The organism is Gordonia lacunae (assembly GCF_002149015.1).
GTDB classification, from domain to species: domain Bacteria; phylum Actinomycetota; class Actinomycetes; order Mycobacteriales; family Mycobacteriaceae; genus Gordonia; species Gordonia lacunae.
In genome coordinates this window covers 57,329-81,213 of sequence record NZ_NGFO01000016.1, presented here as the reverse complement: position 1 = coordinate 81,213, position 23,885 = coordinate 57,329, and the positions used below count along the sequence as shown (strand labels likewise).

The following is a 23,885-nucleotide window of genomic DNA, read 5'->3' as shown; positions in this document are numbered from 1 at the left end:
GGGTCAGACGCTGTAGACGTTGAGCGCGATGTCGGCGGGATCGGGATACGGACTGTTCTCGGCGAACGCGACGGATTCGACGATGTCGGCGTCGACCTCGGCCCAGATCTGGGCGAACTCGGCCTCGGTCGCCACGCCTTCGGAGACGGCGCGCGCTTCGAGCAGCTTGATGGCGTCGCGCTCCTTCCAGGCTTCGACCTCGTCCTGGGTCCGGTAGGTCTTGCGCAGACCCTTCACGCCCTGGTGGTCGTAGTAGCGGTAGGTCTTGGCCTCGACCAGCGACGGTCCGCCGCCGTTGCGGGCACGTTCGACGGCCCGCCCGACTGCCGCGCGCACCTCGATGGCGTCCATGCCATCGCAGATCTCGCTCGGCATCGCGTAGGCGGCGGCGCGGTCGGCCACGTTCTCGAGCTTCATGTGGTTTCTCAGCGCGGTGAACTCGGCGTACCCGTTGTTCTCGCAGACGAACACGACCGGCAGTTCGAGGATGCCGGCCAGGTTGGCGGCCTCGTGGAAGGCGCCGATGTTGCTCGCGCCGTCGCCGAAGAACGGGATCGCGACCGAGTCGTCACCGCGGTACTTGGCCGCGAACGCGGCTCCCACCGCGATCGGGATACCGCCGCCGACAATGCCGTTGGCGCCGAGCATGCCGATCGAGAGGTCGTTGATGTGCATCGATCCGCCACGGCCCTTGCAGTATCCGTCCACACGCCCGAAGAGCTCGGCGAACATCTGGCGGAACTGTGCGCCCTTGGCGACGGCATGCCCGTGGCCGCGATGGGTCGACGAGATCTGGTCGTCGTCGCGCAGGTTGCTCATCGCACCGGCCGCGACGGCTTCCTGTCCGACGTAGAGGTGCAGGAAGCCGGGGAGCTTGCCGCCCTCCATCAGCTTTCCGGCCTCGGTCTCGAACTGCCGGATGCGCACCATGCGGCGGTGCAGGTCGAGGACGACGTCCCGGCCGGGCATCGGCTCCGGAGGCCGGGTCGGCCGGTCGGTCGCGGCTGCGACGCTGGTCTCGGTGGTGGTCACCATGACACCTCTCTGTGCTGACTGTGCAGGTGGGGCGGCTGATGGTTGCCGCGCGACCGCGGACTTAGTTGATCTCGCCTGCAGTATGTGTCACCACTGTAGACGATTGTTAGTAGAATCACTATCAAGTTAGTCGATCCGATTCGGCTTAGGTGGACCGTTACTTGACTTGGTGTCCAGTTAACCCCACGATGAGTGCGCACGACAACCCGTTCAGGCCGGCACCGGGAGCGCAACGAGCCGGCCACCCAGAAGGAGTGGTGAGACGATGCTCGACCGGATCCGTGATCGGGCATCGGCCGACCCCGATGCCCTCGCACTGTCCGACGACTCCGCTGCCCTGACCTGGCAGACCGTCGCCACATCTCTCGAACGTCTGACCGGCGCGCTGCGCGCGGTGGCCCCCTCCCCCGACGATCGGATCGCCATCGTCGGCGAGAACCGGGTGGAGACCCTGCTCGCCCATGTCGCCGCCATCGGCGCGGGCATCGGAGCCGTCGCGGTGTCCCGCCAGCTCACGGCGCGCGAGATGGCCGATCAGTTCGCCGATGCCGGTTGCGCCGCCGTGATCACCGGGCCGGCCGGGTTCGAAGCGGCGGCCGGCGCCGCCGCCACCGGGAGCCTGACCACAGTGATCACCCACAGCATCGACGATCCGGTCCGGCTCCCGGCCGCGGTTGCCCACCTGGAGTGGCAGAACCTGGTCGCGACGCCGGTGGACCCGCCGACCGACCTTTCCGAACGTCCGGCACGGCCGCCGCTGGTGTACACCTCCGGGACGACCGGCCGGGCGCGCGGCACCGAGGTCCGCTGGCTGCCCGGTCCCGCGCCGGACGCGGCCGCATTCCAGACCGCGGTGGCGGCACGGTCCGGCTACCCCGCCGGTCCGCATCTGGTCGTCGGCCCGCTCCAGCACAACGGCCCGCTCACCTCCATCCGGCATCTGTTGTCGGGTGAGCCGGTCGTCATCCTCGGCCGCTTCGACGCCGAGAGGATCCTGGACCTCATCGGCACCCACCGCGTCGCGTCGACGCTGATGGTCCCGACACACTTCCAGCGCCTGCTCGCCCTGCCGTCGGAGACCCGGTCGTCGTATGACGTGGGGTCCCTCCGCTATGTGGCGCACACCGGTTCGGCGTGCCCCGCCGAGGTGAAACGCGCGATGATCGACTGGTTCGGACCGGTTCTGATCGAGTCGTACGGCGGCAGCGAGATCGGCACCGTCTGCAAGATCGACTCTCACGAATGGCTCGCCCACCCGAGTTCGGTCGGTCGCGTAATCGACCCGTTCGAGGTCGTGGTCGTCGGCTCGGACGGGGAGGTCCTGGGACCGGGTGAGACCGGCGTCCTCGGTTTCCGCACGCCGGCGGGTCGCGAGATCACCTATCACGGAGACCCGGAGAAGACCGCCAGGGCCTACATTCTCCCCGGCGTGGCGACGCTCGGCGACGTCGGGCATGTCGACGAGGACGGCTTCGTCTACATCACCGACCGCGTGGCCGACATGGTGGTCTCCGGCGGCGTGAATCTGTACCCGGCGGAGAGCGAACAGGTGCTGCGCGGGCACCCGGACGTCACCGAGGTCGCGGTGATCGGGGTACCCGACGCCGACCTGGGCGAGGCGCTGCTCGCACTCGTCGTCCCGACCGCGGGCACCGAACCCGATGTCGAGGCGATCCGCACCTTCGCCAGGGAGTCGATGGCCTCGTACAAATGCCCCAAACACTATGTCGTCGTTCACGATCTGGCGCGCAACGCGATGGGCAAGCTCGACAAGAAGGCGCTACGGCGTCCGTACTGGGACTCCGACCGGACCATCACCGGCTGAGCACACCGAGAGGCACACATGATCGAGATCCTGTTCGTCCGGCACGGCCAGCCGGTCTCCGGAATCCGCAATCCCGAACTGGCACCCGCGGGGATCGACGATGCCCGGCGCCTGGCGACCTGGCTGCGGCACGACGAGATCGACCTGATCGTCGCGAGCCCGTACTCCCGGGCGCTGCAGACCGCCCGGGTGATCGCCGCGGAACTCTCCCGCGACGTGGACCGGGTGCTCGAGGACCTCCGCGAGTGGGACGACGACATCTCGCCGGAGGACTACACCGCCGTCGAGGACATGGCTGCCGACGACCCGAGGCTCCTCGCCGTCAGTTCCGGGCGGTACGAGGAGTACGTGCCGTCTCTCGATCTGCCAGCCTTCCGGCGACGCGCGCGTTCGGCACTCGAGGAGATACTCGCTCTCCGGGACAGCGGCCGGATAGTTGCCGTTGCGCACGGCGGGATCATCAACGCCGCCCTGGCGGATGTGCTGGAGATGCCGAAGACGTTCTGGCACAACCCCGCCTACACCAGCGTCGCGCGGGTGCGCCGGCTCGACTCCGGGGTCCTCGTCGTCGATTCCGTCAACGACACCGCGCATCTGCGTGGCGTTCCGTTCGACTCCGGCCGAGACGCGCTCGCTGCCACCGGGTTCGACGGGGAGCTCGCCCGATGACGGGCATCACGACCTCCGACGCCGAGACCCGCGGCGCCACGTCCCTCCGACAGGCGACCACCGACGGTCACGAGACGGTGGCCGCGGCCAGCAAGATCATCCTGGTACGGCACGGGCTGCCGGGCGGACCGGCCGGTCCGGATCCCGGCCTGGGGCCCGAGGGGGTCGACCAGGCCCGGCGACTCGGTAGCTGGTTGCGCGGACTCCCTGTCGTGCAAGTGGTCGCGAGCTCGTACATGCGCGCGCACGAGACGGCGCGGCACGCCGCCGAACCGCTCGGACTCGATGTCCGGGTCGACGAGCGATTGCGTGAATGGGACAGCGATCGCGCGGTCTACGCGACCCCGGAGGCCATCGCCGCCACCGACCGCGGCCGGGCGTTCGCCGAGGGCCGGTACGACGACTTCGTCCCCGACTACGACCGCGACGCCACCGCGGCCCGGATGCGTTCGGCGGTGCTCGATGCCGCGGCAGCCGCACCCGGCGAGCTGTCGGTCCTGGTCTCCCACGGAGGCGTCATCAACACTCTCCTCAGCGACATCCTCCGGGCGCCGTCGCCATTCTTCTTCAACCCGGCCTACACGTCGGTGTCACGCATCGCGGTCACCCGCTCCGGCCGCCTCGTGGTGCAATCGGTCAACGAGACAGCGCATCTTGGCTGACTCCAGGTTTCTTTACACAAAAACCTGTTACTCTTCCGGTATCGCAGTGATGTGCAACACATCACGATCGTCGATTCCAGGAGACCTCATGAGCCATGCCGGCGTGGAGGCGAGCCGAACACTCGCCGCCGAATATGCATCCATCATCCGCGGTCTGACCCCCGCCGAGTGGTCGGCATCGAGTCGGTGCGCCGGCTGGTCGGTCAAAAATCTGGTGGCACACACGGGTTCGAACTTCGCCGCGATCGTGAACCCGGCCGAACCCGATCCGTCCGTCCCACCCCCGACGACCGCCGAGGAACTCCAGGACCGTCTCGTCGACGAGCGATGGGACTGGACCCCCACCCAGGTCGCCGATGAGTTCCTCAGCACGGTGGGCCCGGCCATGGACGTGTTGTCGGCAATGCAGGATCCCGCGATCGCGTCCACGCCGATGACCCTCACCGACCTGGGAACCTATGAGACACATCAGCTCTCCGATGCGTTTGCCTTCGACATGTGGTGTCACATGTACGTCGACCTCCTCGCGCCGGAGGGCCCGGTGTCCCGCCCGGTCGACGGCAGCCAGGAAGCGTTGCTGGGTGCGGCGATCGGTTGGATGCTCGCCGGGTTGCCGCAGATGTGCCCCACGGTGAACACCGCCCTGGACGGCCGCACCATCGGACTGCGCCTCACCGGACCAGGAGGTGGCGAATGGTCGCTGCACCCCGGTGCGACGCTGCTCTCGGTCGGCTCCGGTCTCGAGCGCACCGACACCGTGATCACCTCCTCCGCAGCCGATTTCGTCCTCTGGGGCACAACCCGCTCCCCCTGGCGCGACCACGTGAGCATCCACGGCGACGACACCCATGCCGCACGGGTCCTCGACACCCTCGACATCGTCTGACCGGTCGGCACGACGAGAGAGCCCGGAACGCATCGCGTACCGGGCTCTCTGGATATCAGCGTCGATCAGTTGAGTTCGACGAGCATCTTTCCGACGTTGCCGCCGTCGAGCATCGCCAGGAACGCCTCGACCGCGTTGTCGATGCCGCGGTGGATCGTGGACTCGGCCACGAGCTCGCCGGCCGCCAGCCAACCGAGGACGCGATCCTCGAACTCCGCTCGGAGGTCCTCGTGATCACGAACAATGAACCCGGTCAACGTGATCCGTTTAAGGATGGCTTGCATCAGATGATCAACCGGCGGTCGGTCGTCGCCCACGGCCGAGATCATCCCGCACAGAGCGACCCGCCCGTTCATTCGGAGGCGGTGCAGCGCTGCGATCAGGTGATCGCCGCCGACGTTGTCGAAGTACAGGTCGATTCCGTCCGAGACCCGGCGCAAACCGTCGGCCACCGGTTCGGAGCGGTAATCGATCGCCGCGTCGAATCCCAGTCGCTCGGTCAGCAACGCCGCCTTGGCCGGGCCTCCCGCGCTGCCGATGACGCGACTCGCGCCCAGTAGTCGCGCGAATTGCCCTGCCGCGCTGCCGACCGCACCCGCGGCCGCGGACACGAAGACCTCATCACCGGCCCGGAGGCCGCCGGCACGGAGAAGACCGCAGTAGGCGGTAAACCCCGGCTGCCCGAGCACGCCCAGCCAGTGATGCAGATCCACTCCGCGCGGTTCGATGACCGCCGCCGCGTCGACATCGACAACGGCGAGGTCGCGCCAGCCCAGACGATGCCGGACGCAGGCGCCCGCCGGGATCCGGTCGTTGCCACGGACGACCACTCCGATCGCCGAACCGTCGAGCGGCGCGTCTTCGACAAAGCTGGTGGTGTAGTGCATCTCAGAGGTGCCGAGCCGCCCCCGCATGGACGGATCCACGCTCATGTAGCGGTTCTCGACGAGGATCTGGTCGCCCCGCACGGGGCCGACGTCGGTCTCGCGGACCTCGAAGTTCTCCGGCTTCGGTACACCGGCGTCGGGACGCTTCCGAAGGAAGACCGCCCGTGTGGTCGTCGTCACGCCGCTGGTCATGAGCTCTGCGCCGTGGCCGGCAATTCGAGGATGGTGACCGTGCCCTTCGACCCGTCGACCTCGACCAGCGTGCCGTCGGGGATCCGACGGGTTGCTGCCGGAACACCGGCAGCACAGGGAATCCCGAGCTCCCGGCTGACGATCATCGCGTGCGACCCCATGGCGCCGACGTCGGTGATGGCCGCGCAGGACACCATGAACAGCGGTGTCCAGGACGGATCGGTCTGCGGTGCCACCAGGACCTCGTCCACCTCGAAGCTGTCCAGGTCGTCCATCGAGGTGATGGTGCGGGTCCGTCCGCGCACCACTCCCGGTGATGCCCCGGAACCCTGTAGGACCTCACCCGATGTCACCTGATCCACCTCGACCTGATCTTTGCGACGCAGACTCGACAGCGGTGGCAACGGCTCACGGGTGTCGAGGAAGGTCGGCAGATCCAGACCGGACAGCCCCTTCCAGGCACGGTGCCGTTCGGCGAGGGTGTCGGTGAGCGCGGACGGCTCGCTGGCGAGGAGGTCCAGTTCCTCGTCGACCGCCATGAAGACGTGGTCGGCGGCGGCCAGGTGACCCTGCTCGTGGAGCCGTCGGCCCAGCTCGGCCAACGGGACTCGCGCCTCGTGCAGCACCTTGATGCAGTTGGTCTTCGCCCGCTCGCGCCAGGCCGCGAAGCGACGTGCCGAGGCGAGAGCCGCGTCGAGCGTCGCCTGTGCCTCCGCGTCGTCGCCGACGATCGCTCGTGCACGTTCGAGGGCGGCGTCGGTGTCGCCCGCATGCTCGGCCAGCCGTGCGGTCGGCGACGCGGAATCCTCCTGCAGGCGCAGGCGGTCGATGAGCCCGAGCACCAACTCCGGTTTGGTCTCCCACGACGTCGAGCCGAGATCCCATTCGTTCGGCCCCCGGTAGCCGAACTCGGCAAGGAAGTCCGCGAACGACGCGTCGAACTTCGGATCGACCCCGGCCACCCGAGCCGCGATGCCGTCGATTCCCTGATCGAACGCCTCGGTCAGGCGCTCGTCGGCGCGCACCATCCGTCCCAGCTCCCAGAGCGCGAACGACGGCAGGGCCGAATCGACGTCGCCCGCCGAACCCACGAGGGTGACGATGAGGTCCTGGTTGTCGGGCCCGAGGAGCTGGCCGAGCACCGACGGCCCGACCGCCGCGCCATTGGTCGCGGCGACCTCACCGCGCCACGCGGCGCGCTCGAGAGGCATGACCGACCGCGCCCGGGCGACGAGCGCGACGGGGGTCAGGCTCGCGAGATCGGGACGTTCGGTGCGCAGTCGATCGGCCAACTCCCGGTCCTCGTCGAGTTCCGGAAACGCCTCGGTCGACAGGATCCAGGCATTGCGAGCAGCCAATCGCGCACTGGCATCGGCATTCTCGTCGTCGGGGTGGCCGACGTACTCGGGGATGTCCGGGTCGCCGCCGTAGAACAGCTGGTCGACCAGCTCGACCGAGAGACCGCCGCGGATGCCCACGAGCCGCGACATCGACAGGTTGATGTACAGGTGTCCGTAGAAGATCCCCGACGAGGCGGCGACGTCCGGCTTCTCCACCAGCGAGTAGCTGCCGTGGAACGCGTAGCCGGCGTTCCAGCCCGGCAGGATGTTCTGAATCCACCCGAGGTCGGCGCCGAGCGGCGTGATGGGATCGGACAGCACATCGCTGGCGTTGAGCCGCGTGTAGATGGGTAGACGTGCACTCGGTTCGGTGTCGACCAACCAGCGCTGTTCGGACATGTCGTTCTCGTCTCTGCTGGGACCGCGCGGGGCTGGCGGCCATAGTTTCTTTACAGGGTATACACGTGAGCTGTGATGTGTGACACTCTACCTGCAAGACTGTAGGCGTTGGCAAGTAACTCGTCTCGGTCTCTCGTACAGGAATCAAGGAGACGTTCGATGAAGTTGCAGGACAAAGTTGTTGCCGTCACCGGCGGGACCCAGGGAATCGGCCGCGGGATCGCCGAGGCCGCCCTGGCGGAGGGCGCGAAGGTCGCACTCAACGGCCGGTCCAAGGAGAAGGGCGATAAAGCTCTGGCCGATCTCGGCGTTGGCGACCGGGCTGCCTTCTTCCCCGGCGACGTGACCGTGCAGGCCGATGTCGAGGACTTCGTCGAGCAGACCGTGGCCACCTTCGGTCGCATCGACATCCTGGTGAACAACGCCGGTGGAGCCAACGACCTGCAACCCACCGCGCAGCTGTCCGACGAGGAGTGGAACCTCGTTCTGAACTGGAACCTGAACTCGAACTTCTGGGCCACCCGCCGCGCACTTCAGCACATGATCCCCAACTCCTATGGGCGGATCATCAACATCTCCTCGGTCGAGGGCAAGCAGGGCAAGCCGGTGTTCACCGCATACGTCGCCGCCAAGCACGCGATCAACGGCATGACCAAATCGATTGCACGCGAGGTGGGTACACAGGGCATCACCGTCAACGCGATCTGCCCGGGGCTCGTCATCACCGACATCATCAAGAACAACGGCCCGCAGACCGCGGCGGCGATGGGCATGAGCTTCGAGGAGATGGTCGACCTGTTCTCACAGGAATCGTCGATCAAGCGCCCCAACACCGTCGAAGAGGTCGCCGCGATGGCGATGCTGCTCGCCTCCGACGAGGGTGCCGGCATCACCGGCGCCATCCTCAGCGTCGACGGCGGTACCGCGTCCTACTGACCGAACTCAGCGGCTCCCTGAGGTGCGAGACACCTGTTCCGGATCCCTGAGGTGCGAGGACCGCGAGCCGCCGGGCCGAGCAAGCGACGAAGGAGCGCGTCGAGGTCGACGAGCCACGAAAGGTCCCGCGACCGAGACTGCAAACCCTTCGTGACGCTCGCACGCTCGCTCCTCAGGGAGTGGGGAGGGTGACGCCGCACGCTCGCTCCTCAGTATCTGCGGCCTGGCGTCCGTCGTGGACTACGAAAGAACACTCGTGGAGCGTCCGAAATCCTTGCTCCCTGAGGTGCGAGCGAAGCGAGCCGCTTGCGCTCCTCACACCTCAGGGACCAGGGATTACGTGGTCCTTTCTGATTAGGGAGCGGGGAGAGACGCCCGCAAGCTCGGCCCGCAGGGCGCGGGTGCCGCGTCGTCACGTGGAAAACGCGTCCACCTCAGTGTGATCGAAGGGCGTATTGCCCTTCGACTCTGCTCACGGAGACGAATTCTTCTCGAACCTCCCCGAATGATGCGCGCCGCTTGCCGAGATCGACGGCCGGGCGGCCGCCTCCGGGGAGCCCTGCTCTCGGCGGAACTCAAGAGTCCCGCGCACCGCCCATTCCACACAGCGGCCGAGGATGGTGCGATACTCCGGCACCTCCCAGCTCCCGCGGTCGACACGTCCGAGGTCGTCGATACCCAGATCCTGGACGTCGAACCGGCCGCGGCAGTGCCCGAGAGTGAAGTAGCAGACGGTTCCGGCGCCGTGCTTCTTGAGGTAGAGGACCGGCAGAGGGTCGTCGGAGGTCGTGTGTCCCTCCGCGAAACCTGTTGACTCACCGACGAACCGTGTGTGCGCGAGCACCTCGATCGGTTCGAACAGTTCGCTGACGTAGAGTTCGTCGACGGCGTTGAACGGCTCGACCCCGGCGACGAGCGGATGGTCGGGATCGGTGAACTCGACCCGGTAGGGCGCGATCGGCGGATGCCCCAGGAACTGACTACCGACGAGCTGCGGCAACACGCCCATGGTGCGCGGGGTGACGTACTTGCTCGGCGACCCCGGCGGCGTCGGCTCGATCGCGGAGTTGGTGGCGTGCAACGCAAGCCACCGGCCACCTCGTGCGAGGAACTCCGTGAGGGACCGCTGCGCGGCCTCGCCCGGGATTCGGTTGCACGTGTAGGTGATGAGCAGATCCGCGTCGTCGATGGCGGTGGACGCACCCTCGTAGTCGTCGAAAACTCTCGTCCGCACGGTCTCGTGATCGGCGAGCAAAACGAGGAGATGCAGTCTGGCGTAGTCGAAGTCGTGCCATTGCCCACCGCAGATGACGACCGCGTCGAGACGGCCGGCGGGTCCGGACATACCGCTCCTCGAGAATCTCAGGCGTGTGCGTGCAGGGGTTTACCGGCCAGTGCGAGGTGCGCTTCGCCGAGCGCTTCGGCCTGGGTCGGGTGCGCATGCACCAGGCCCGCCACGTCGTCGGCGGTCGCCTCCCAGTTGTAGATGAGTTGCGCCTCACCGATCAGCTCGCCGACGCGATCACCGACGAGATGGATGCCCACGACGGGTCCATCGGCCCCGGCCCGGACCACCTTCACCCCGCCCGACGTCTGCAGGATGCGACTCTTCCCGTTACCGCCCAGGTCGTAGACGGCGGTCGTGACGTCGCCGTGCCGCTCGACGGCCTCGGCCTCGGTCAACCCGATCGACGCCACCTCGGGGTGGGAGTAGGTGACGCGCGGAATCCCGCTGTCGGCGACCGGCACACAATCGAGGCCGGCCAGCTGCTCGGCGACGAAGATGCCGTTCGCGAACCCGCGATGGGCAAGCTGCGGTCCCGGCACGATGTCGCCGACGGCATAGATCCCCGGCACACTGGTCTGCAGGGCGTCGTCGACGACAACGAATCCACGGTCGATGCGGATACCCGCCTCCTCGAGCCCGAGACCGGCCGTCCGCGGACCACGCCCCACCGCTACCAGCAGGATGTCGGCGTGCAACGGTCCCGACTCGCCGGCGAGATCGACGGTGACGCCGGCCTCGGCGACCCGTGCCGCGGAGAGCGCGACGCCGGCACGAACGGTGATGCCGCGCTTACGGAAGGCCCGCGTCAGTTGCTTCGACGACCAGTCGTCCTCGGTCGGGAGTAGTCGCGGCGCCGCCTCCACGACGGTGACCTCGACGCCGAGTGAGGCCCAGAGACTTGCGAACTCGCAACCGATCACACCCCCGCCCAGGACGATCGCCGACTTCGGGATCGAGTCAAGCTCCAGCGCAAGGTCGCTGGTCATGATCGGGCCGCCGATCTCGATCCCCGGGAGGGTGCGCGACTGCGACCCGGTGGCGAGGACGAGGGCCTCGCCCCGGTGCCTCGACGTCCCGCCATCGACCAGATCGACTGCGACCGTATGGTCCCCGACGACGCGGCCACTACCCCGCACCACACGGATCTGCCGGGAGGCGATCAGTCCCTCGAGTCCGCGGTACAGGCCGTCGACCACCTTCTGCTTGTACGCGTGCACCGCGGTGATGTCGACACCGTCGAGGGAGGCCTTGATCCCGAAATCGGCTGCGGACCGGACGGATTCAACGATCTCCGCGGCGTGCAGGAGCGCCTTCGTCGGGATGCAGCCGTTGTGTAGGCAGGTGCCGCCGAGCTTGCCGGACTCCACCAGGACGACCGACATGCCGAGCTGCGCGGCGCGCAGGGCACAGGAGTAACCGCCCGAGCCGCCGCCCACGATGACGACGTCGGCGGTGTCGACCGGGTCCGTGCTCATCTCAGAAGTCGAATCGGTTGGTGAAGCCGCCGTCGACGACCAGATTGGTCCCGGTGATGTGGCCGGCCGCCGGAGATGCCAGGAAGGTCACCGCATTGGCGACGTCCTGGGCGGCGGCCAGTTTGCCCAGCGCGGCCGACGACAGCGCCGCGTCGTAGAGTTGCGGGCGCTGCTCTTTGATGGTGTCCCACGGACCGCCCGCGAAGTAGACCGGGCCGGGCGACACCGCGTTGACGCGAATCCCCTTGGCTCCCAGGACACGCGCCTGCGCCGAGGAGTGCTGCAGCACCGCGGCTTTGAGCGCGCCATAGCTGTTCGCGGTGGTGATCGGGCCGGCCTCGATCGCCGACGTCGTACTGATCGTGACCACCGACGCCGCGGAACTCTTCTCCAGATGCGGTGTCGCCGCCTCGATGAAGCCGACCAGGCTCATCAGATCGACGTTGAAGCTGTTCTCCCAGGCCTCGCGCCCCTTACCGGTCATCGCCGATGCGTTCACGATGACGATGTCGACCCCGCCGAGCGCCTCGGCCGCGTCGTCGACGAAGGACGTGACCGCGGTGGAGTCGCCGACGTCGACTGACTTCCAGAACACCGTGCCGGACTCCGACAGTTCGTCGGCGACGGTCTTGAGTTGGGCTTCGCCACGGGCGCAGATGCCCACGGACGCCCCCTCGGCAAGGAGGGTCTTGGCGATGGCGAGGCCGATGCCCTTGCTCGCACCGCTGATGAGGGCGCGCTTTCCGGTGAGGTCGAGATCCATGTCGGGTCCTTCTGTTCGGGTCGTTCTGGCGGGTCGGGCTGCTTGCAGTGGCGCGTCGGATTAGAGGTTCATCGGGCCGACCGCGGTCTGGAAGTCGAGCACGTGCGTGAAGTCGTTGACGGACTGCACCGCACGGCGGGTGTCGGCGCCGCGCAACACGTTGACCGACGTGTGGTGCACACGAACCGGCATGTCGAATGCGCTTCCGAGCGCATCGGCGAGCACGGCATTGATCACTCCGCTGTGACAGGTGATCACCACCCGTTCGCCGAGGTGGGCGTCGACGATCCGGCCGATCTCACCGAGTACCCGTGCCCGGAAGGCCGCCGGATCCTCGGCGTAGGGAAAGGGCTCGTAGCTACGGGTCCTGATGTGTTCGGCGAAGATCCGCGAGATCTCGTCGTGCGGGAGCGTCTCGAACGGCGACTGGTCGGCGGGGAAGGACTGCCATGGCTCGTACTCGGTGAGCGTGTCGCGGACGACCGGCTCAAGACCGTGGTGACCGGCGATGGCCCAGCCCGTGTCGAGGGCCCGCCGCAGCGGTGAGCTGTAGACCGCGTCGACGGTTCGGGTGGAGAGCCGATCGGCCACGGCACGCACCTGGCGCTGCCCGAGGTCGGACAGCGGGGGGTCCACCGTCTCCGCCGCGCTGAGTTCCTTGCTCAGCGCCTGCTCGCCGTGGCGGATGAGCACCAGCTCGCACAGTCCGGCCAGCGGGGCGAACGGATTGTCGAGGTCGATCGAGCGCGCACGGGTCTGGTTGGGCACGGCTCCAGTGAACCACAAACTGATTTCGGTATAAAGATACTGTTTCGAAGCGCCAGTTCAGATCGTCGCCAGACCGTCGAAGCTATAGGCGCATCGATGTCATCTCACACGCTGGCGATGTCTGCGGCGAGCTCGCGCACCTCGTCGGAGAAGCGTCGTCGGCCCAGGTTGGCGAGCACGACGTCCTCCGTCAGCCAGGACGACGCGGACACTTCCAGGAGGCTGGAGAGCGCCGTGGCCGCCGCGGCCTGCTTGGCCTTCGACGTGATGCGGTCGCGCACCCGCAGCTCGGCGGAGAAGATCGCGAGCATCTCCAGGCGCACCTCCCGCCGCAGCGCCTCGATCGACAGACTCCACCCGGGCGATCGCACGAAGTACACCAGCGACGCCGCGCGGTGGGCGTCGGTCCACTCGAGTACCGAGATGATCACGTCCCCGAGTGAAGCCTCGGGATCGGCGTCGATCTCCGTGCGCAGCTGGGTCAGCATCTGTTCGGCGAAGATCCGCAGACCGCCGAGGAGCACCTCTTCTTTCGAGGGGTAGTGGTAATACACTGCCGCCGAGGTCATCTGCGCCTCGGCGGCGATGTCCGCGACGGTGACGTCCTCGATCGACCGCATGGAGTAGAGGTGCATCGCGGCCTCGACCACGACGTCGCGGCGAGACGGCCGGTGCGCGGCCCGCTTCGCGCCGTTGCCGCCGCTCGGAGCGCTCGCCGGGGCGCGTCCGGCACCGCGTCGGCCGGAAGTGCTTCGTCCTGAGGGATTCTTGCCCGCCATGCGATAGATCATGACAGCATCGGGAGCTGCCACGGGCTGTGCCATCCTATTGGCACGCCGTGGTCGGAACCGGGAGGTGCCCGCCACGACAGGGTTGCGACGAGGAGTACGGCGAGGAGGACGCATGGCGAGATCGAGGCGAGAGACCGCTCGGCCGGCCGACCGCACGTCGGAGTCGGATGCCGACTGGCTCGGTTGGGACTCCACACCAGCCGCCGACGACGTCGCACTCGCGGCCGCCGATCCGGGAGCAGGTGCCGGGCCGGGAGCAGACGCCGCTCCCGACGCCGATCCCACCGACAGCGCACCAGCAGAGCACGAGGACGACGCCGAACGTCCGGAGCAGGCCGCACCCGGTCCCGGATCGACCGCGCACCGCCCGTCCCGCCGGCACCTCATCGTGAAAGCCGCCGTCCGCGTCTTCTCGCGGAAGGGGTTCGCCGAGGCATCCATCCAGGAGATCGCCACCGAGGCGGGGATGGTCCCGACCGCGGTCTATTACCACTTCGCCAGCAAAGAGGAACTCTTCGAGAGCGCGCTCGGTTACGCGATGGATGCGAGTTCGGCCGCGGCGCAGTCGGCTCGCCCGGACGATGTGTCCGCCAGCGCGGATTCCTTCAAGGACGTCGTCGCGGCGGTCTGGGACTGGACCGCCGAGCACCCCAACTCGGCCCGCATGCTGTTCCTGCAGATGGCCGGCGGCGCGACCCCGGGCACCCGCCTGCTGACCAAGGAATACGAGGAACGCCACATCCGGCGCGCCTTCGACTACTTCCCGGCCGGCGACGACCCGCCAAGCCGGCGGGCCGCCACCGCGCAGCACGCGGCCCGCACCCTGCGAGTCCGGACGATGATCGCGATGACCATCGCCATCCAGCCCCTGCGCATCGAGGGCGGGCCACTGTCGGACATCCCCGTCCCCAGCCTGCGCACCGCGACCACCGACGTCTGCACGAAGATGATCGAAGGACGCTGAGCCGAATCCCCCGGGTTGTCGAGTAACTTGAATCCAGAAACAGTTACTTCGATGCAGGTGGGACTCGAACATGCGCATCCTCGCGATCACCGGTGGCCACTCCTACGACCGGGCCGCCTTCGCCGATCTCCTCGACGCCCTGCCCGGTGAGGTCACCTGGCGGGAGCACCCCGATGCCGCGATCGGGCCCGACGACCTCGCCGACCACGACGTGTCGTTGCACTACGACATGCCCGGCACGCTGCCCGAGCCCCACGACCCCCCGGACTCACTGCGGGAGTGCCTGCGGACAGCCCGCGAGACCGGGCACGGCTATGTCGTCCTTCATCACGCGATCGCGAGCTGGGCGAACTGGGACGACTGGGCGGAATTCGTCGGCGGCCGGTACCTCTACCGCCCGGGGACCGTGCGCGGGACGCCGCGTCCGGACTCGGGGTACCGGCATGCGGTCGACCAACGGATCACGGTCCAGGACGCCACGCACCCGGTGACCGCAGGCCTGCCGGACCATCTCGACCTCGTCGACGAGACGTATCTCTGCGAGGTGTTCGAGGACTCGGTGACGCCGCTGCTGCGCACGGACGCCCCGATGACCGACGACGTGCACTTCTCCACCGCGCTGGCCATGTCCGGGCAGCGGGACGAGCGGGCGGGGTGGCAGCACGACGAGGGGTCGTCGCTGGTGGGTTGGTGTCGCACCAACGGCGCCTCCCGGCTGGTCTACCTGCAACCCGGAGACACCGCGACGACCCTCGCCCACCCCGGTTACCGGTCCCTGGTCGCCAATTCGCTCAGTTGGGCCGCCCGCTCGTCCTGACCCTTTTTTGACATCGAATACAGTTCGATGTGTTGCCGCTCACTCTCGGTGCTACAGTTAGTGCATACGCTGCCAAGTAAGAGGCGCCAGCCCCACCGAGGAGATCCCGATGCGTCAGATCCAGCATCCGATGAGTCGAGCCATCTACGAATTCGACGAGGATTTCAACGTGCTCGTCACCACCAAGGACGGCAAGACCGGCACCTTCGACCCCGAAGGTCGGTACCTGCACGGCGAAGTGAAATCGGTCGACCCCGAGATGGCCCGCTGGGTCGGCCTCGGACCGCGCGAGCCGGTTCCCATCACCCAGAACCGTCGCTTCATGGGTGCGGCGAAGCTCCTGGAGAAGATGCAGGCGGACCGACTCGCCGAGGAAGCACGCAGCAACCGACTGGCCGAGGGAGGCAAACTGTGACCGAGATCGACACGCGTACAGCCGGATCGGCGGCATCCGACGACGAGCACGCCGACTACGTCGCCAGCTACCAGCGGCTACTCGACACCGACACCCACCCCATCCCTCAGGTTCTGCGTGAGGAGACCCACGACCTCTTCGAAGACCAGAACTTCGTCCCGGTCTCGCGCTACATCAGCCGTGAGTATCACGAGCTCGAGCGAGATCGTATGTGGTACAAGGTCTGGCAGATGGCGTGCCGCGAAGAGGAGATCCCCGAGCCGGGCGACACCCACGTCTACGAGATCTGCGAGAAGTCGATCCTCGTCGTACGCGGACAGGACATGTCGATCCGTGCCTTCTACAACTCGTGCCTCCACCGCGGACGTACGCTCCGCGAGGAGAGCGGTCCCGCCGGACACGACCTGCGCTGCCCGTTCCACGGTTTCTGCTGGAACCTGGACGGATCGCTGAAATCCATGACTTGCGAATGGGATTTCCCGCACGTCGACAAGGACGCCATGAACCTCCCACAGGTCAAGGTCGACACCTGGGGCGGGTTCGTCTTCATCAACATGGACCCGCAGTCGGAGTCCCTCGCAAGCTTCCTCGGCGACCTCGGCAAGCATTTCGAGGCCTGGCCACTCGAGGACCGGTACATCCAGGCGCACGTCGCGAAGGTGATCGACGCGAACTGGAAGATCGCCCAAGAGGCGTTCTCGGAGGCGTTCCACGTCATCACCACGCATCCGCAACGAGTTGTGGGAACAGGGGATTCAAACAGTCAGTACGACACCTGGGGCAATTTCAATCGCGGGATCACCGCCAACGGCGTGCCCAGCCCGCACATCAAGTTCACCCCGAGCGAGCAGGAGATGTTCGACTCGATGGTGGATGCGCGGATCGACGAGGACCCGATGGTCACGCTGCCCGACGGCGTCACCGCACGCGAGATGTCCGGTCTGCTCGCCCGTGAGGGGCTCCGGGACGTCATCGGTGATGTCAAGGCAGACAACATGTCCGATGCCGAGTCGCTCGACAGCATCTACTACACGGTGTTCCCGAACTTCCACCCCTGGGGCGCCTACCAGCGCATCGTCTACCGGTTCCGGCCGAACGGGGACGACCACAACACCTCGATCATGGACGTCTACCTGCTCGCGCCGTTCACCGGGCCGCGCCCGCCGGCCGCGAAGGTGCAGTGGCTGACGCCCGAACAGACCTGGATCGACGCCACCGTCCTCGGCAGTTCGGCCCGTGTGTTCGATCAGGACGCATACAACATGCCGAAGGTGCACCGGGGCCTGAAGACCACCACCCAGAAGTACCTGCCGATGGCCGCGTACCAGGAACTCAAGATCCGGCACATGCACCATCTGCTCGCCAAGTGGGTGGGCGAGGACGTCGACTGATCCCCCGTCGTCGATGATCCCGACTCGGCGCTGCGACTTCGGAAGAAGCCGCAGCGCCGAGTTCGTGCCTGCGCCGTCGACCGTGCGGCCCGATCCGTCGACTGTGCGGCCGAATTCGTCGACTGTGCGGCCCTCGCTGGAGAGCTTCACCGACGGCACGATGGCGAAGCCATCGGCATGATGGGTGGTGTGCTGATGCTGGCGTTGGTGATCGTCGTCGGAGCCGGCGCCGCCTTGTGCGCGTTGGCTGCGGCGTTCGTCTACCTGCGGCCGGGCGACGACCATCTGCGCGCCGAACGAGTCACGCGGCGGTGGCTGATCGCGACCGCGGTCCTCGGTGTCACGGCGCTCTGCCTGCGATTCGGATGGTTGCTGCTGAGCTGAGCCCCGGCGTGACAGCGGGGGAAGGCCTCACGGCAGAGTGCGGGATGCGAATCGCTTTCCGATACGAATCCCGCACTCTCCTCGACGCGTTACGCGCTCAGCTCACCGGCGTCTTCAGGAATGCGCTGTAGGGCTCCTTGCTGTCCACGACGATCTTCCCGCCGGCGATGTGCCCCGGGAAGGCCCACAGGTTGGCCTGGCGCGGCGCGGTCAGCACCGGGCCGTCGGTGATCGTGAAGTCGATGGGGTGCAGGACATCGGTCTGGAAGTCGGTCAGCCCGGTGGTGTGCTCGCGGAACGTCTCGGCGTTGACGACGTCGAGCTTGCGTGCCTCCTGGGCGAAGGTCCAGACCGCGAGCCAGTCGGTGGTCACACTGCCGTCGTGCGGGGTCTTGATCTCACCCTGCGGGTCGTACTTCGCGAGTTGCTCCTCGTACTGCTTCCAGGTGGGGAACTGTTCGGCGTCCTCGCCCTTCTCGAGCGCCACGGAGTTCGGGATTCCCGATTGCGAGACCAGCTCGATGGTCGCGTCCTCCATCACATTGTTGCTGAGTACCAACGGGATACGCAGATTCTGGTCGATCGCGGCCCGGATGAGCGAGGTCAGCTTCTCGGGCGTGTAGATCATGCCACCCCAGACGTCGGGGTTCTGCGCCTTGACCTGCGCGATGATCGGCGCGAAATCCGTTGTCTCCGGCGGCACCTCCACGATGGCGACATCGTCCACACCGGCGTTGCGGTAACCCAGTTTCGCGTTCTCGATGTACGGGGTATTACCGGCGAAGGCGACGTAGACGGCCTTACGCGGCTTGAATCGGGTACCGCCGAGGTAGGTACCCTGTCCCGCGCCCGCGCAGTTGAGCGCGGCGATCATGGACAGCTCGTTGGCGACATCGGCTGCGGCGCAACCCATCGGGAACCAGTTCACGACGCCGGCCCGCTTGCCGATCTCGGCGAGGCCGTCATTGCTGTTCCCACCGATGAACGCAACGACCTTGTCCTCGTTCACCAGCTTGCGCGCGCCCGCGACGACATTGGCCGGCTGGCCCTTGGTGTCGTACACGATGACGTTGAGCTTCTTGCCGTTGATGCCGCCCTGGTCGTTGACGGCCTTCTCGGCGACCTTGGCGGCCAGTGCCGGATCCTGGAACGCCGACGGCGACGACGACAGCGGCGCGACGAAGCCGACATTGATCGTGTCGGAGGTGTCCTCCGACGAGCACGCCGTCAGCAGGCCCGCGGCGACGGCCAGGGACGCCACCGCGGCGACGGGGAGTTTGATTCTGAACATGGATGTGCCACTACTACTTTCTCGAAACGGGACGCACCGGCGAGTGCGTTCAGGGATGGAGGTAGGTGTTCTCGACGTCACTGGTCTGTGCGGCGAGTTCGTCGGTGCTCAGGTCGAGTACGGTCCGGCCCTCGGACAGCACGAGCGTGCGGTCCGCAATGGCCAGAGCGGTCTCGACGTGTTGCTCGACGACCACGACGGCCAGTTGACGGCGGGTTGCTTCCTCACGCACCACGCGGGCGATCAGCGCGCGGACCACGGGGCTCAGCCCGAAGGTCAGTTCGTCGAGGAGCACCACGCGGACGTCGCGCAACAGGGCGCGGCCGACCGCCGCCAGTTGCTGCTGACCGCCACTGAGGCTGCCCGCCGGGACATCCCGGCGTGACCCCAGCTGGGGAAACAGTCCGAAGAACTCGTCGGCGTCGATCCTTGCGAGTGCCAGATTCTCGGCGAGTGTGAGACTCCCGAACAGCGATCGGCCCTTCACCACCAGCGACACGTGTTCCCGGCAGCGTCGATACGGCGCACCCGAAAGCTGGGTGCCGTCGACCTCGACGATACCCCGGTCGGGCGTCACGAACCCGGAGATACCCAGCAGTGCACTCGATTTCCCGGCCCCGTTGCGCCCGATGACGCAAGTGACCTCACCGGGTTGCACATGCAGATCGAAGTCCCAGAGCCCTGCGCCGTTCCCGTAGTCCACGGTGAGGCCGGACACGCTCAGTCCCTCGGCTCGGACCGATGTCGACGTACCGACCGCTGCGGCGGTCATACCGGGACTCCCGCAGTCTCGAGTTCGACATCATCCGGTTGCTCGCCGAAGTAGATCGCGCGGACCTCATCGCTGTCGAGCACCTCGGTTGTCGGACCGGACGCGACCACCTTGCCGTCCTCCAGGATGTAGACGAGGTCGCAGACGGCACCGATCACGTCCAGGTTGTGTTCGACGAGGAGGATCGGCAGACCGTCGTGATCGCGGAGCGTCGTGATCGTGTCGACCACGGCGTGCCGCGCATCGAGGCTCAGCGCCGCCGCCGGCTCGTCGAGCAGCAGAACCCGTGGACTCTGCGCCGCAGCACGGGCCAGGTTGACGCGGGCATGCCAGCCGAGGGACAACTGTTCGACGCGACTCGTCCGGTACCTGGCCAATCCGTGTGTCTCGATGACGCGTTCGACCGTCTCCAGCGCGGCGGCCGACGGCCGGCCGAAGCGGAACAGGTCGCGCGCGAGGATCTTGCGCACACCGATCTCGGCCGCGCACAACAGGTTCTCTTCGACGGTCAGGTCCTCGAACAGGAGGTAGTCCTGAAACGTGCGGGTGATCCCGGCTCGCGCCCGGCGAGCCGCACCGAAGCGGTCGACCGCACGACCGTCGATCGAGATCGTGCCGGCGACCGTCTTCTGGTACCCGATGATCCCATCGATCGTGGTGCTCTTGCCCGCCCCGTTCGCGCCGAGCAGACCGACCACCGTTCGTGGCGGGACGGTCAACGAGACATCGGAGAGGATTCGGTGCCCGCCGATCTCGACCGACAGGTCCCGAACTTCAAGCTGTGGCATCGACTTTCCTGTTCTCTCGACCCGGCTCGCCGCCGGGGACGGGCGGATCGACCACATCGTCCCGAACACGATGACGCCGCAGTCGGTCACGAAGGCGGAGATACTGACCGACCACCCCGTCCGGTTCGGTGGTGAGTATCCAGATCATGTTGGCGGCGAAGAACAACGACAGCCAGTCGTTGATGTCCGGTGTGAACGACAGCAGATTCGACAGCAGCCCACCCGGCGCGAAAGCTCCCGCCAGCACGGCACCGGTCAGATGGCCTGCCCCGGCGAGGATGACGAACGCGATGAGGGCCAGGGACTCGGAGTAACCGAACCCTTCGAGACGGATGTCGCCCTTGGAGATGAACCCCCGCTGGATGGCGAACAGCACTCCGGCGAGCCCCCACAGCGTCGACGAGACGACCAGACCGATCAGCTTGGACCGGGCCGAGACGATGCCCAGCGCCGCCGGGAGCCGCTCGTCCTGCCGCACCGACAACACGTAGCGGCCGGTGGCCGACGAACGGAGATTGGCGACGAGAACCAGCGCCAGCAGCAGCACGATCCAGGCGACGACCGCGAAGGCGTGCGGGTCCGTGATGTTGCTGATTTCGATGCCGAACAACGACGTGTCACCGATCGTCCAGCCGGTCCGGCCGTTGAAGAACCAGTCGACGGAGAAGACGACCGTCTGCAGGATCGAGGCCACCGCCAACGAGCCGATCGTCACCTCGTACACCTTGGCGTTGACGAACAGGGCACTCAGCGCCAAGGCGACGACGACGGCCGTCGCAAGCGCGGCGAGGGCCGAGAGATACAGCGACGCACCGGAATGGCTGACCGCGCCGAAGACGATCATCGTCACCCCGGCGACGCCGAGCGGCAGCGCGTTGACCTGTCCGGTGTAACCGGTGGAGACGACGATCCCGAGGGCGACGAGGCCGAAGATGGCGGTGAGACTGAGCGCGTCGACCACCGTTCCGGCCGCGGTGAAGATCGTCACCAGGATCACGACAGCCCCGGTCACCACCCACGGCCAGCGGATACGTCCGCTGCCGACGTGGAACACCGCCTTGACCTCCCGGGTTCCCCGCGCCATGTCGGTCCGTGCGATGAGCAGCAGGACGACCAGGGTGACCACGAACGGGATGGCCCGCGCGACCTGCGCGTTGACGAGGCCGGTCACCAGACCCTCCAGGATCCCCGCGCCGACCCCGACCAGCAGGGCGACCGGGAAGCTGGTGAAACGCGCGGCGAGCGCCGCTCCCAGTGCGGGTACCAGAAGGGTCGTCAGCGATGTCGGCGACAGCTGGGTGATCGGCAGCACCAGGATGGCGCTCGTTGCGGCGAGGATGCCGGCCAGACCCCAGGCGACCGATCCCCACAGCCGGGGGTTGAGACCGATCGACTGGGCGCCGAGGTCGGTGTCTCGCAGCGCAGTGGTGATGTGTCCGAACGAAGTTCGTGTGAACAGAAGGTGCAGTGCGATCGTGGCGAGGATCGCGACCGCTGCGAGCAGGAGACTGATCGACTGAACTCGGACTCCGGCGAGCTCGAATCCGCCACCGACGAGGAAGGGTTCGACGGTCTCCTGGTGGTTGGTCCAGATGATCCGGACGATGGCCTCCAGGACGAGCATCAACCCGATGGTGATGAGGATCTTCGTGATGGCCGGCGCGTGTGCCAGGCGCCGGCCGATCAGCGCGAAGAAGGCGATCGCGATGGCCGCGCTCACCGCCAGACCGAGCACGATGGCCACGCCGAGCGGAATCCCGGCGTCCTGATAGGACTTCCAGAACACATAGGCGCCGAACATGCCGAGCGCGCCCTGGGCGAAGTTGATGACTCCGGTTCCGCGGTAGGCGGCGACCAGCCCGAGTGCCACCAGGGCGTAGGCGCCGCCCGTCGAGAGTCCGAGGGAGGCGTAGGTCAGCAGGTTCATCCTCGGCCCCGCAAGTCGATGCCGCTGAGCCACGCCCGATAGGGCGAGGTGCCGTTGAGGTCGTGGTCGCCGATGCTGACCAGCCGGTTCGGCGTGGGGTTGTGACTCGACAGTGTCCGGGCGTTGCGCCAGTGGCGATCCCACCCGTGGTCCCGGCCGAGCGCCGACGCGCCGCCGACGTCGAAGACCCGGGTCGCAGCGGTGAGGACCGTGTCGATGACACTGACCTGCGCGCGGTAGACATCGATCTCGACCGCGTCGTACTGCTCGTCCGTCACGGTATCGGCGACGATCGCCGCATCGAGATCGGCCAGCACACCGGCGATCTGCCGGGTGATCGTGTCCGCGACGAATCTCGCCGAACTGATCTCCCCGACGACGGACTGGACCACCGCGTCCTCGCGCGGTAGCGCCCCGCTGCCCTGGCTGAAGTATCGCTTGCGGCCTCGCACATACTCGACGACATCTCGATGAAGGGCGCGGGCGATGCCGGTCAGCGCGGCGATGTGCCAGAACTGTGCCAGCGACGTTCCGTAGCTACCCGGCACGACCTCGGCGGGCAGCGTCGGGGTGTCGGTGATGTCGACGTCGCGGAACCGGGTGGTGCCGCTCGCCGTCAGTCGTTGACCGAAACCGTCCCAGTCGTCGACGAGTTCGAGACCGTCTGCGGCGGACGGCAGTACCACCGTCTCGATGCCGTCCGGACCCTCACCCGTGGTGATGATCCAGTCGGCGTACAGCGAGCCGGTGCTGTAGAACTTCTCGCCGTTGACCACCCGGCGCCCACGGTCGTCGACCTCGATCGTGGTCGAGAAGTGGGTCTGATTCGACGCCGTCTTCTCGGTGTATGCGCCACCGAACAGCTCACCGTTTCCGCTGCGCCGCAGCCATTCCGACCGGGACTCCGACGCGGGCGCATGGATCAGCGACTCGGTGTAGAGGAAGTGCGCACGGAGGAGCTGCACGAAGTTCGGGTCCGCGGTCGCCAGGTCGACGACGAGGTCCGCGAGTTCGCCGACGCCGACCTCGTCACCACCGAACTCTCGGGGGACGCGCAGCGCACCGAAACCCGCGTCGGCGAGCTCGCGAACGAGCTCATGCGGGACAACGCGTTCCGCATCACGTTCGGCCGCGCCGGCGGCGATCCGTGTCAGAATCCTGTCGTAACGTCCGGCCAGCGGACCGCGTGCCACGGTGGTGTCCTCGGTGATGGTCACCGT

Annotated in this window: 23 protein-coding genes; 10 read left to right on the top strand and 13 right to left on the bottom strand. The window is 67.3% G+C overall.

The features are described from left to right. Window positions 1-3: 3 nt before the first annotated feature. The gene (locus CA982_RS14940) at window positions 4-1,035 is read right to left on the bottom strand and encodes a thiamine pyrophosphate-dependent dehydrogenase E1 component subunit alpha (protein WP_244176288.1); all 1,032 of its coding nucleotides are present in this window, start codon (window positions 1,033-1,035) and stop codon (window positions 4-6) included. A 265-nt stretch (window positions 1,036-1,300) separates the two neighbouring features. On the opposite strand from CA982_RS14940, the gene CA982_RS14935 reads away from it, so the two are divergent. The 4 genes from CA982_RS14935 to CA982_RS14920 all read left to right on the top strand — a co-directional run bounded on the left by CA982_RS14935 (window position 1,301) and on the right by CA982_RS14920 (window position 5,077). Further along, entirely contained in the window at window positions 1,301-2,860 is a 1,560-nt protein-coding gene (locus CA982_RS14935; protein ID WP_086536072.1) for an AMP-binding protein, read from the top strand. 18 nt (window positions 2,861-2,878) lie between these two features. Continuing rightward, window positions 2,879-3,529 carry a histidine phosphatase family protein gene (locus CA982_RS14930; RefSeq protein WP_086536071.1) on the top strand — a complete coding sequence of 217 codons (651 nt, stop codon included), beginning with the start codon at window positions 2,879-2,881 and terminating at the stop codon, window positions 3,527-3,529. Beyond that, the gene (locus tag CA982_RS14925) at window positions 3,526-4,191 is read left to right on the top strand and encodes a histidine phosphatase family protein (protein ID WP_086536070.1); all 666 of its coding nucleotides are present in this window, start codon (window positions 3,526-3,528) and stop codon (window positions 4,189-4,191) included. The genes CA982_RS14930 and CA982_RS14925 overlap by 4 nt, the downstream gene beginning before the upstream one ends. 88 nt (window positions 4,192-4,279) lie before the next feature. Next, a complete protein-coding gene (locus tag CA982_RS14920; RefSeq protein WP_086536069.1) occupies window positions 4,280-5,077 on the top strand; it encodes a maleylpyruvate isomerase family mycothiol-dependent enzyme in 798 nt (265 codons plus the stop codon). 65 nt (window positions 5,078-5,142) lie between these two features. Here the strand turns inward: CA982_RS14920 and CA982_RS14915 are convergent, their stop codons facing one another. Continuing rightward, window positions 5,143-6,144, bottom strand: coding sequence for an MDR family NADP-dependent oxidoreductase (locus CA982_RS14915; RefSeq protein ID WP_244176286.1), 1,002 nt, complete (start codon window positions 6,142-6,144; stop codon window positions 5,143-5,145). Between the two features lie 8 nt (window positions 6,145-6,152). After that, window positions 6,153-7,895 (bottom strand): PEP-utilizing enzyme, encoded by a 1,743-nt coding sequence (locus tag CA982_RS14910; protein ID WP_086536067.1) that lies wholly within the window; start codon window positions 7,893-7,895, stop codon window positions 6,153-6,155. A gap of 159 nt (window positions 7,896-8,054) precedes the next feature. On the opposite strand from CA982_RS14910, the gene CA982_RS14905 reads away from it, so the two are divergent. Next, on the top strand, window positions 8,055-8,831 hold the full coding sequence (locus tag CA982_RS14905; RefSeq protein ID WP_086536066.1) for an SDR family NAD(P)-dependent oxidoreductase: 777 nt from the start codon (window positions 8,055-8,057) through the stop codon (window positions 8,829-8,831). A 472-nt stretch (window positions 8,832-9,303) separates the two neighbouring features. Here CA982_RS14905 and CA982_RS14900 read toward each other — a convergent pair whose 3' ends face one another. The 5 genes from CA982_RS14900 to CA982_RS14880 form a co-directional block, all read right to left on the bottom strand. Then, a complete protein-coding gene (locus tag CA982_RS14900) occupies window positions 9,304-10,176 on the bottom strand; it encodes a ThuA domain-containing protein (RefSeq protein ID WP_086536065.1) in 873 nt (290 codons plus the stop codon). 17 nt (window positions 10,177-10,193) lie between these two features. After that, window positions 10,194-11,594, bottom strand: coding sequence for a dihydrolipoyl dehydrogenase (gene lpdA / locus CA982_RS14895; protein WP_086536064.1), 1,401 nt, complete (start codon window positions 11,592-11,594; stop codon window positions 10,194-10,196). A gap of 1 nt (window position 11,595) precedes the next feature. Continuing rightward, window positions 11,596-12,357 carry an SDR family NAD(P)-dependent oxidoreductase gene (locus CA982_RS14890; RefSeq protein WP_086536063.1) on the bottom strand — a complete coding sequence of 254 codons (762 nt, stop codon included), beginning with the start codon at window positions 12,355-12,357 and terminating at the stop codon, window positions 11,596-11,598. Window positions 12,358-12,417: 60 nt separating this feature from the next. Further along, window positions 12,418-13,125 (bottom strand): histidine phosphatase family protein, encoded by a 708-nt coding sequence (locus tag CA982_RS14885; protein ID WP_086536062.1) that lies wholly within the window; start codon window positions 13,123-13,125, stop codon window positions 12,418-12,420. Between the two features lie 104 nt (window positions 13,126-13,229). Next, window positions 13,230-13,937, bottom strand: coding sequence for a TetR/AcrR family transcriptional regulator (locus CA982_RS14880; RefSeq protein WP_244176285.1), 708 nt, complete (start codon window positions 13,935-13,937; stop codon window positions 13,230-13,232). A gap of 91 nt (window positions 13,938-14,028) precedes the next feature. Between CA982_RS14880 and CA982_RS14875 the strand changes: the two genes are divergently transcribed. The 5 genes from CA982_RS14875 to CA982_RS14855 all read left to right on the top strand — a co-directional run bounded on the left by CA982_RS14875 (window position 14,029) and on the right by CA982_RS14855 (window position 17,887). Next, on the top strand, window positions 14,029-14,880 hold the full coding sequence (locus CA982_RS14875; protein ID WP_086536060.1) for a TetR/AcrR family transcriptional regulator: 852 nt from the start codon (window positions 14,029-14,031) through the stop codon (window positions 14,878-14,880). Window positions 14,881-14,950: 70 nt separating this feature from the next. Further along, the gene (locus CA982_RS14870; protein WP_086536059.1) at window positions 14,951-15,697 is read left to right on the top strand and encodes a ThuA domain-containing protein; all 747 of its coding nucleotides are present in this window, start codon (window positions 14,951-14,953) and stop codon (window positions 15,695-15,697) included. A gap of 109 nt (window positions 15,698-15,806) precedes the next feature. Then, entirely contained in the window at window positions 15,807-16,112 is a 306-nt protein-coding gene (locus CA982_RS14865; protein WP_086536058.1) for a hypothetical protein, read from the top strand. Further along, window positions 16,109-17,503 (top strand): aromatic ring-hydroxylating oxygenase subunit alpha, encoded by a 1,395-nt coding sequence (locus CA982_RS14860; RefSeq protein ID WP_086536057.1) that lies wholly within the window; start codon window positions 16,109-16,111, stop codon window positions 17,501-17,503. Before CA982_RS14865 ends, CA982_RS14860 begins: the two co-directional genes overlap by 4 nt. A 195-nt stretch (window positions 17,504-17,698) precedes the next feature. Next, window positions 17,699-17,887: a hypothetical protein gene (locus CA982_RS14855; protein WP_244176283.1), complete on the top strand. Its 189-nt coding sequence runs from the start codon at window positions 17,699-17,701 to the stop codon at window positions 17,885-17,887. A gap of 97 nt (window positions 17,888-17,984) precedes the next feature. On the opposite strand, the gene CA982_RS14850 is transcribed toward CA982_RS14855, so the two are convergent. Genes CA982_RS14850 through CA982_RS14830 form a run of 5 tightly spaced genes read right to left on the bottom strand, consistent with a single transcriptional unit; the run spans window position 17,985 to window position 23,882 of the window. Continuing rightward, window positions 17,985-19,178 (bottom strand): ABC transporter substrate-binding protein, encoded by a 1,194-nt coding sequence (locus CA982_RS14850; RefSeq protein WP_086536055.1) that lies wholly within the window; start codon window positions 19,176-19,178, stop codon window positions 17,985-17,987. Window positions 19,179-19,227: 49 nt separating this feature from the next. Beyond that, a complete protein-coding gene (locus tag CA982_RS14845) occupies window positions 19,228-19,950 on the bottom strand; it encodes an ABC transporter ATP-binding protein (protein WP_086536054.1) in 723 nt (240 codons plus the stop codon). Further along, window positions 19,947-20,738 (bottom strand): ABC transporter ATP-binding protein, encoded by a 792-nt coding sequence (locus CA982_RS14840; RefSeq protein WP_086536053.1) that lies wholly within the window; start codon window positions 20,736-20,738, stop codon window positions 19,947-19,949. The genes CA982_RS14845 and CA982_RS14840 overlap by 4 nt, the downstream gene beginning before the upstream one ends. After that, the gene (locus tag CA982_RS14835) at window positions 20,725-22,665 is read right to left on the bottom strand and encodes an ABC transporter permease (protein WP_086536052.1); all 1,941 of its coding nucleotides are present in this window, start codon (window positions 22,663-22,665) and stop codon (window positions 20,725-20,727) included. Before CA982_RS14835 ends, CA982_RS14840 begins: the two co-directional genes overlap by 14 nt. Then, window positions 22,662-23,882: an acyl-CoA dehydrogenase family protein gene (locus CA982_RS14830; protein ID WP_086536116.1), complete on the bottom strand. Its 1,221-nt coding sequence runs from the start codon at window positions 23,880-23,882 to the stop codon at window positions 22,662-22,664. Before CA982_RS14830 ends, CA982_RS14835 begins: the two co-directional genes overlap by 4 nt. Between the last annotated feature and the right edge of the window lie 3 nt (window positions 23,883-23,885).

Bases quoted from the DNA above. Each gene is read 5' to 3' on its own strand.
- CA982_RS14920 (WP_086536069.1), top strand. From the start codon at position 4,280: ATGAGCCATGCCGGCGTGGAGGCGAGCCGAACACTCGCCGCCGAATAT.
- lpdA (WP_086536064.1), bottom strand. From the start codon at position 11,594: ATGAGCACGGACCCGGTCGACACCGCCGACGTCGTCATCGTGGGCGGC.
- CA982_RS14875 (WP_086536060.1), top strand. From the start codon at position 14,029: ATGGCGAGATCGAGGCGAGAGACCGCTCGGCCGGCCGACCGCACGTCG.
- CA982_RS14855 (WP_244176283.1), top strand. From the start codon at position 17,699: ATGCTGGCGTTGGTGATCGTCGTCGGAGCCGGCGCCGCCTTGTGCGCG.
- CA982_RS14910 (WP_086536067.1), bottom strand. From the start codon at position 7,895: ATGTCCGAACAGCGCTGGTTGGTCGACACCGAACCGAGTGCACGTCTA.
- CA982_RS14935 (WP_086536072.1), top strand. From the start codon at position 1,301: ATGCTCGACCGGATCCGTGATCGGGCATCGGCCGACCCCGATGCCCTC.
- CA982_RS14930 (WP_086536071.1), top strand. From the start codon at position 2,879: ATGATCGAGATCCTGTTCGTCCGGCACGGCCAGCCGGTCTCCGGAATC.
- CA982_RS14940 (WP_244176288.1), bottom strand. From the start codon at position 1,035: ATGGTGACCACCACCGAGACCAGCGTCGCAGCCGCGACCGACCGGCCG.
- CA982_RS14845 (WP_086536054.1), bottom strand. From the start codon at position 19,950: ATGACCGCCGCAGCGGTCGGTACGTCGACATCGGTCCGAGCCGAGGGA.
- CA982_RS14850 (WP_086536055.1), bottom strand. From the start codon at position 19,178: ATGTTCAGAATCAAACTCCCCGTCGCCGCGGTGGCGTCCCTGGCCGTC.
- CA982_RS14925 (WP_086536070.1), top strand. From the start codon at position 3,526: ATGACGGGCATCACGACCTCCGACGCCGAGACCCGCGGCGCCACGTCC.
- CA982_RS14870 (WP_086536059.1), top strand. From the start codon at position 14,951: ATGCGCATCCTCGCGATCACCGGTGGCCACTCCTACGACCGGGCCGCC.
- CA982_RS14840 (WP_086536053.1), bottom strand. From the start codon at position 20,738: ATGCCACAGCTTGAAGTTCGGGACCTGTCGGTCGAGATCGGCGGGCAC.
- CA982_RS14890 (WP_086536063.1), bottom strand. From the start codon at position 12,357: ATGGATCTCGACCTCACCGGAAAGCGCGCCCTCATCAGCGGTGCGAGC.
- CA982_RS14835 (WP_086536052.1), bottom strand. From the start codon at position 22,665: ATGAACCTGCTGACCTACGCCTCCCTCGGACTCTCGACGGGCGGCGCC.
- CA982_RS14900 (WP_086536065.1), bottom strand. From the start codon at position 10,176: ATGTCCGGACCCGCCGGCCGTCTCGACGCGGTCGTCATCTGCGGTGGG.
- CA982_RS14905 (WP_086536066.1), top strand. From the start codon at position 8,055: ATGAAGTTGCAGGACAAAGTTGTTGCCGTCACCGGCGGGACCCAGGGA.
- CA982_RS14865 (WP_086536058.1), top strand. From the start codon at position 15,807: ATGCGTCAGATCCAGCATCCGATGAGTCGAGCCATCTACGAATTCGAC.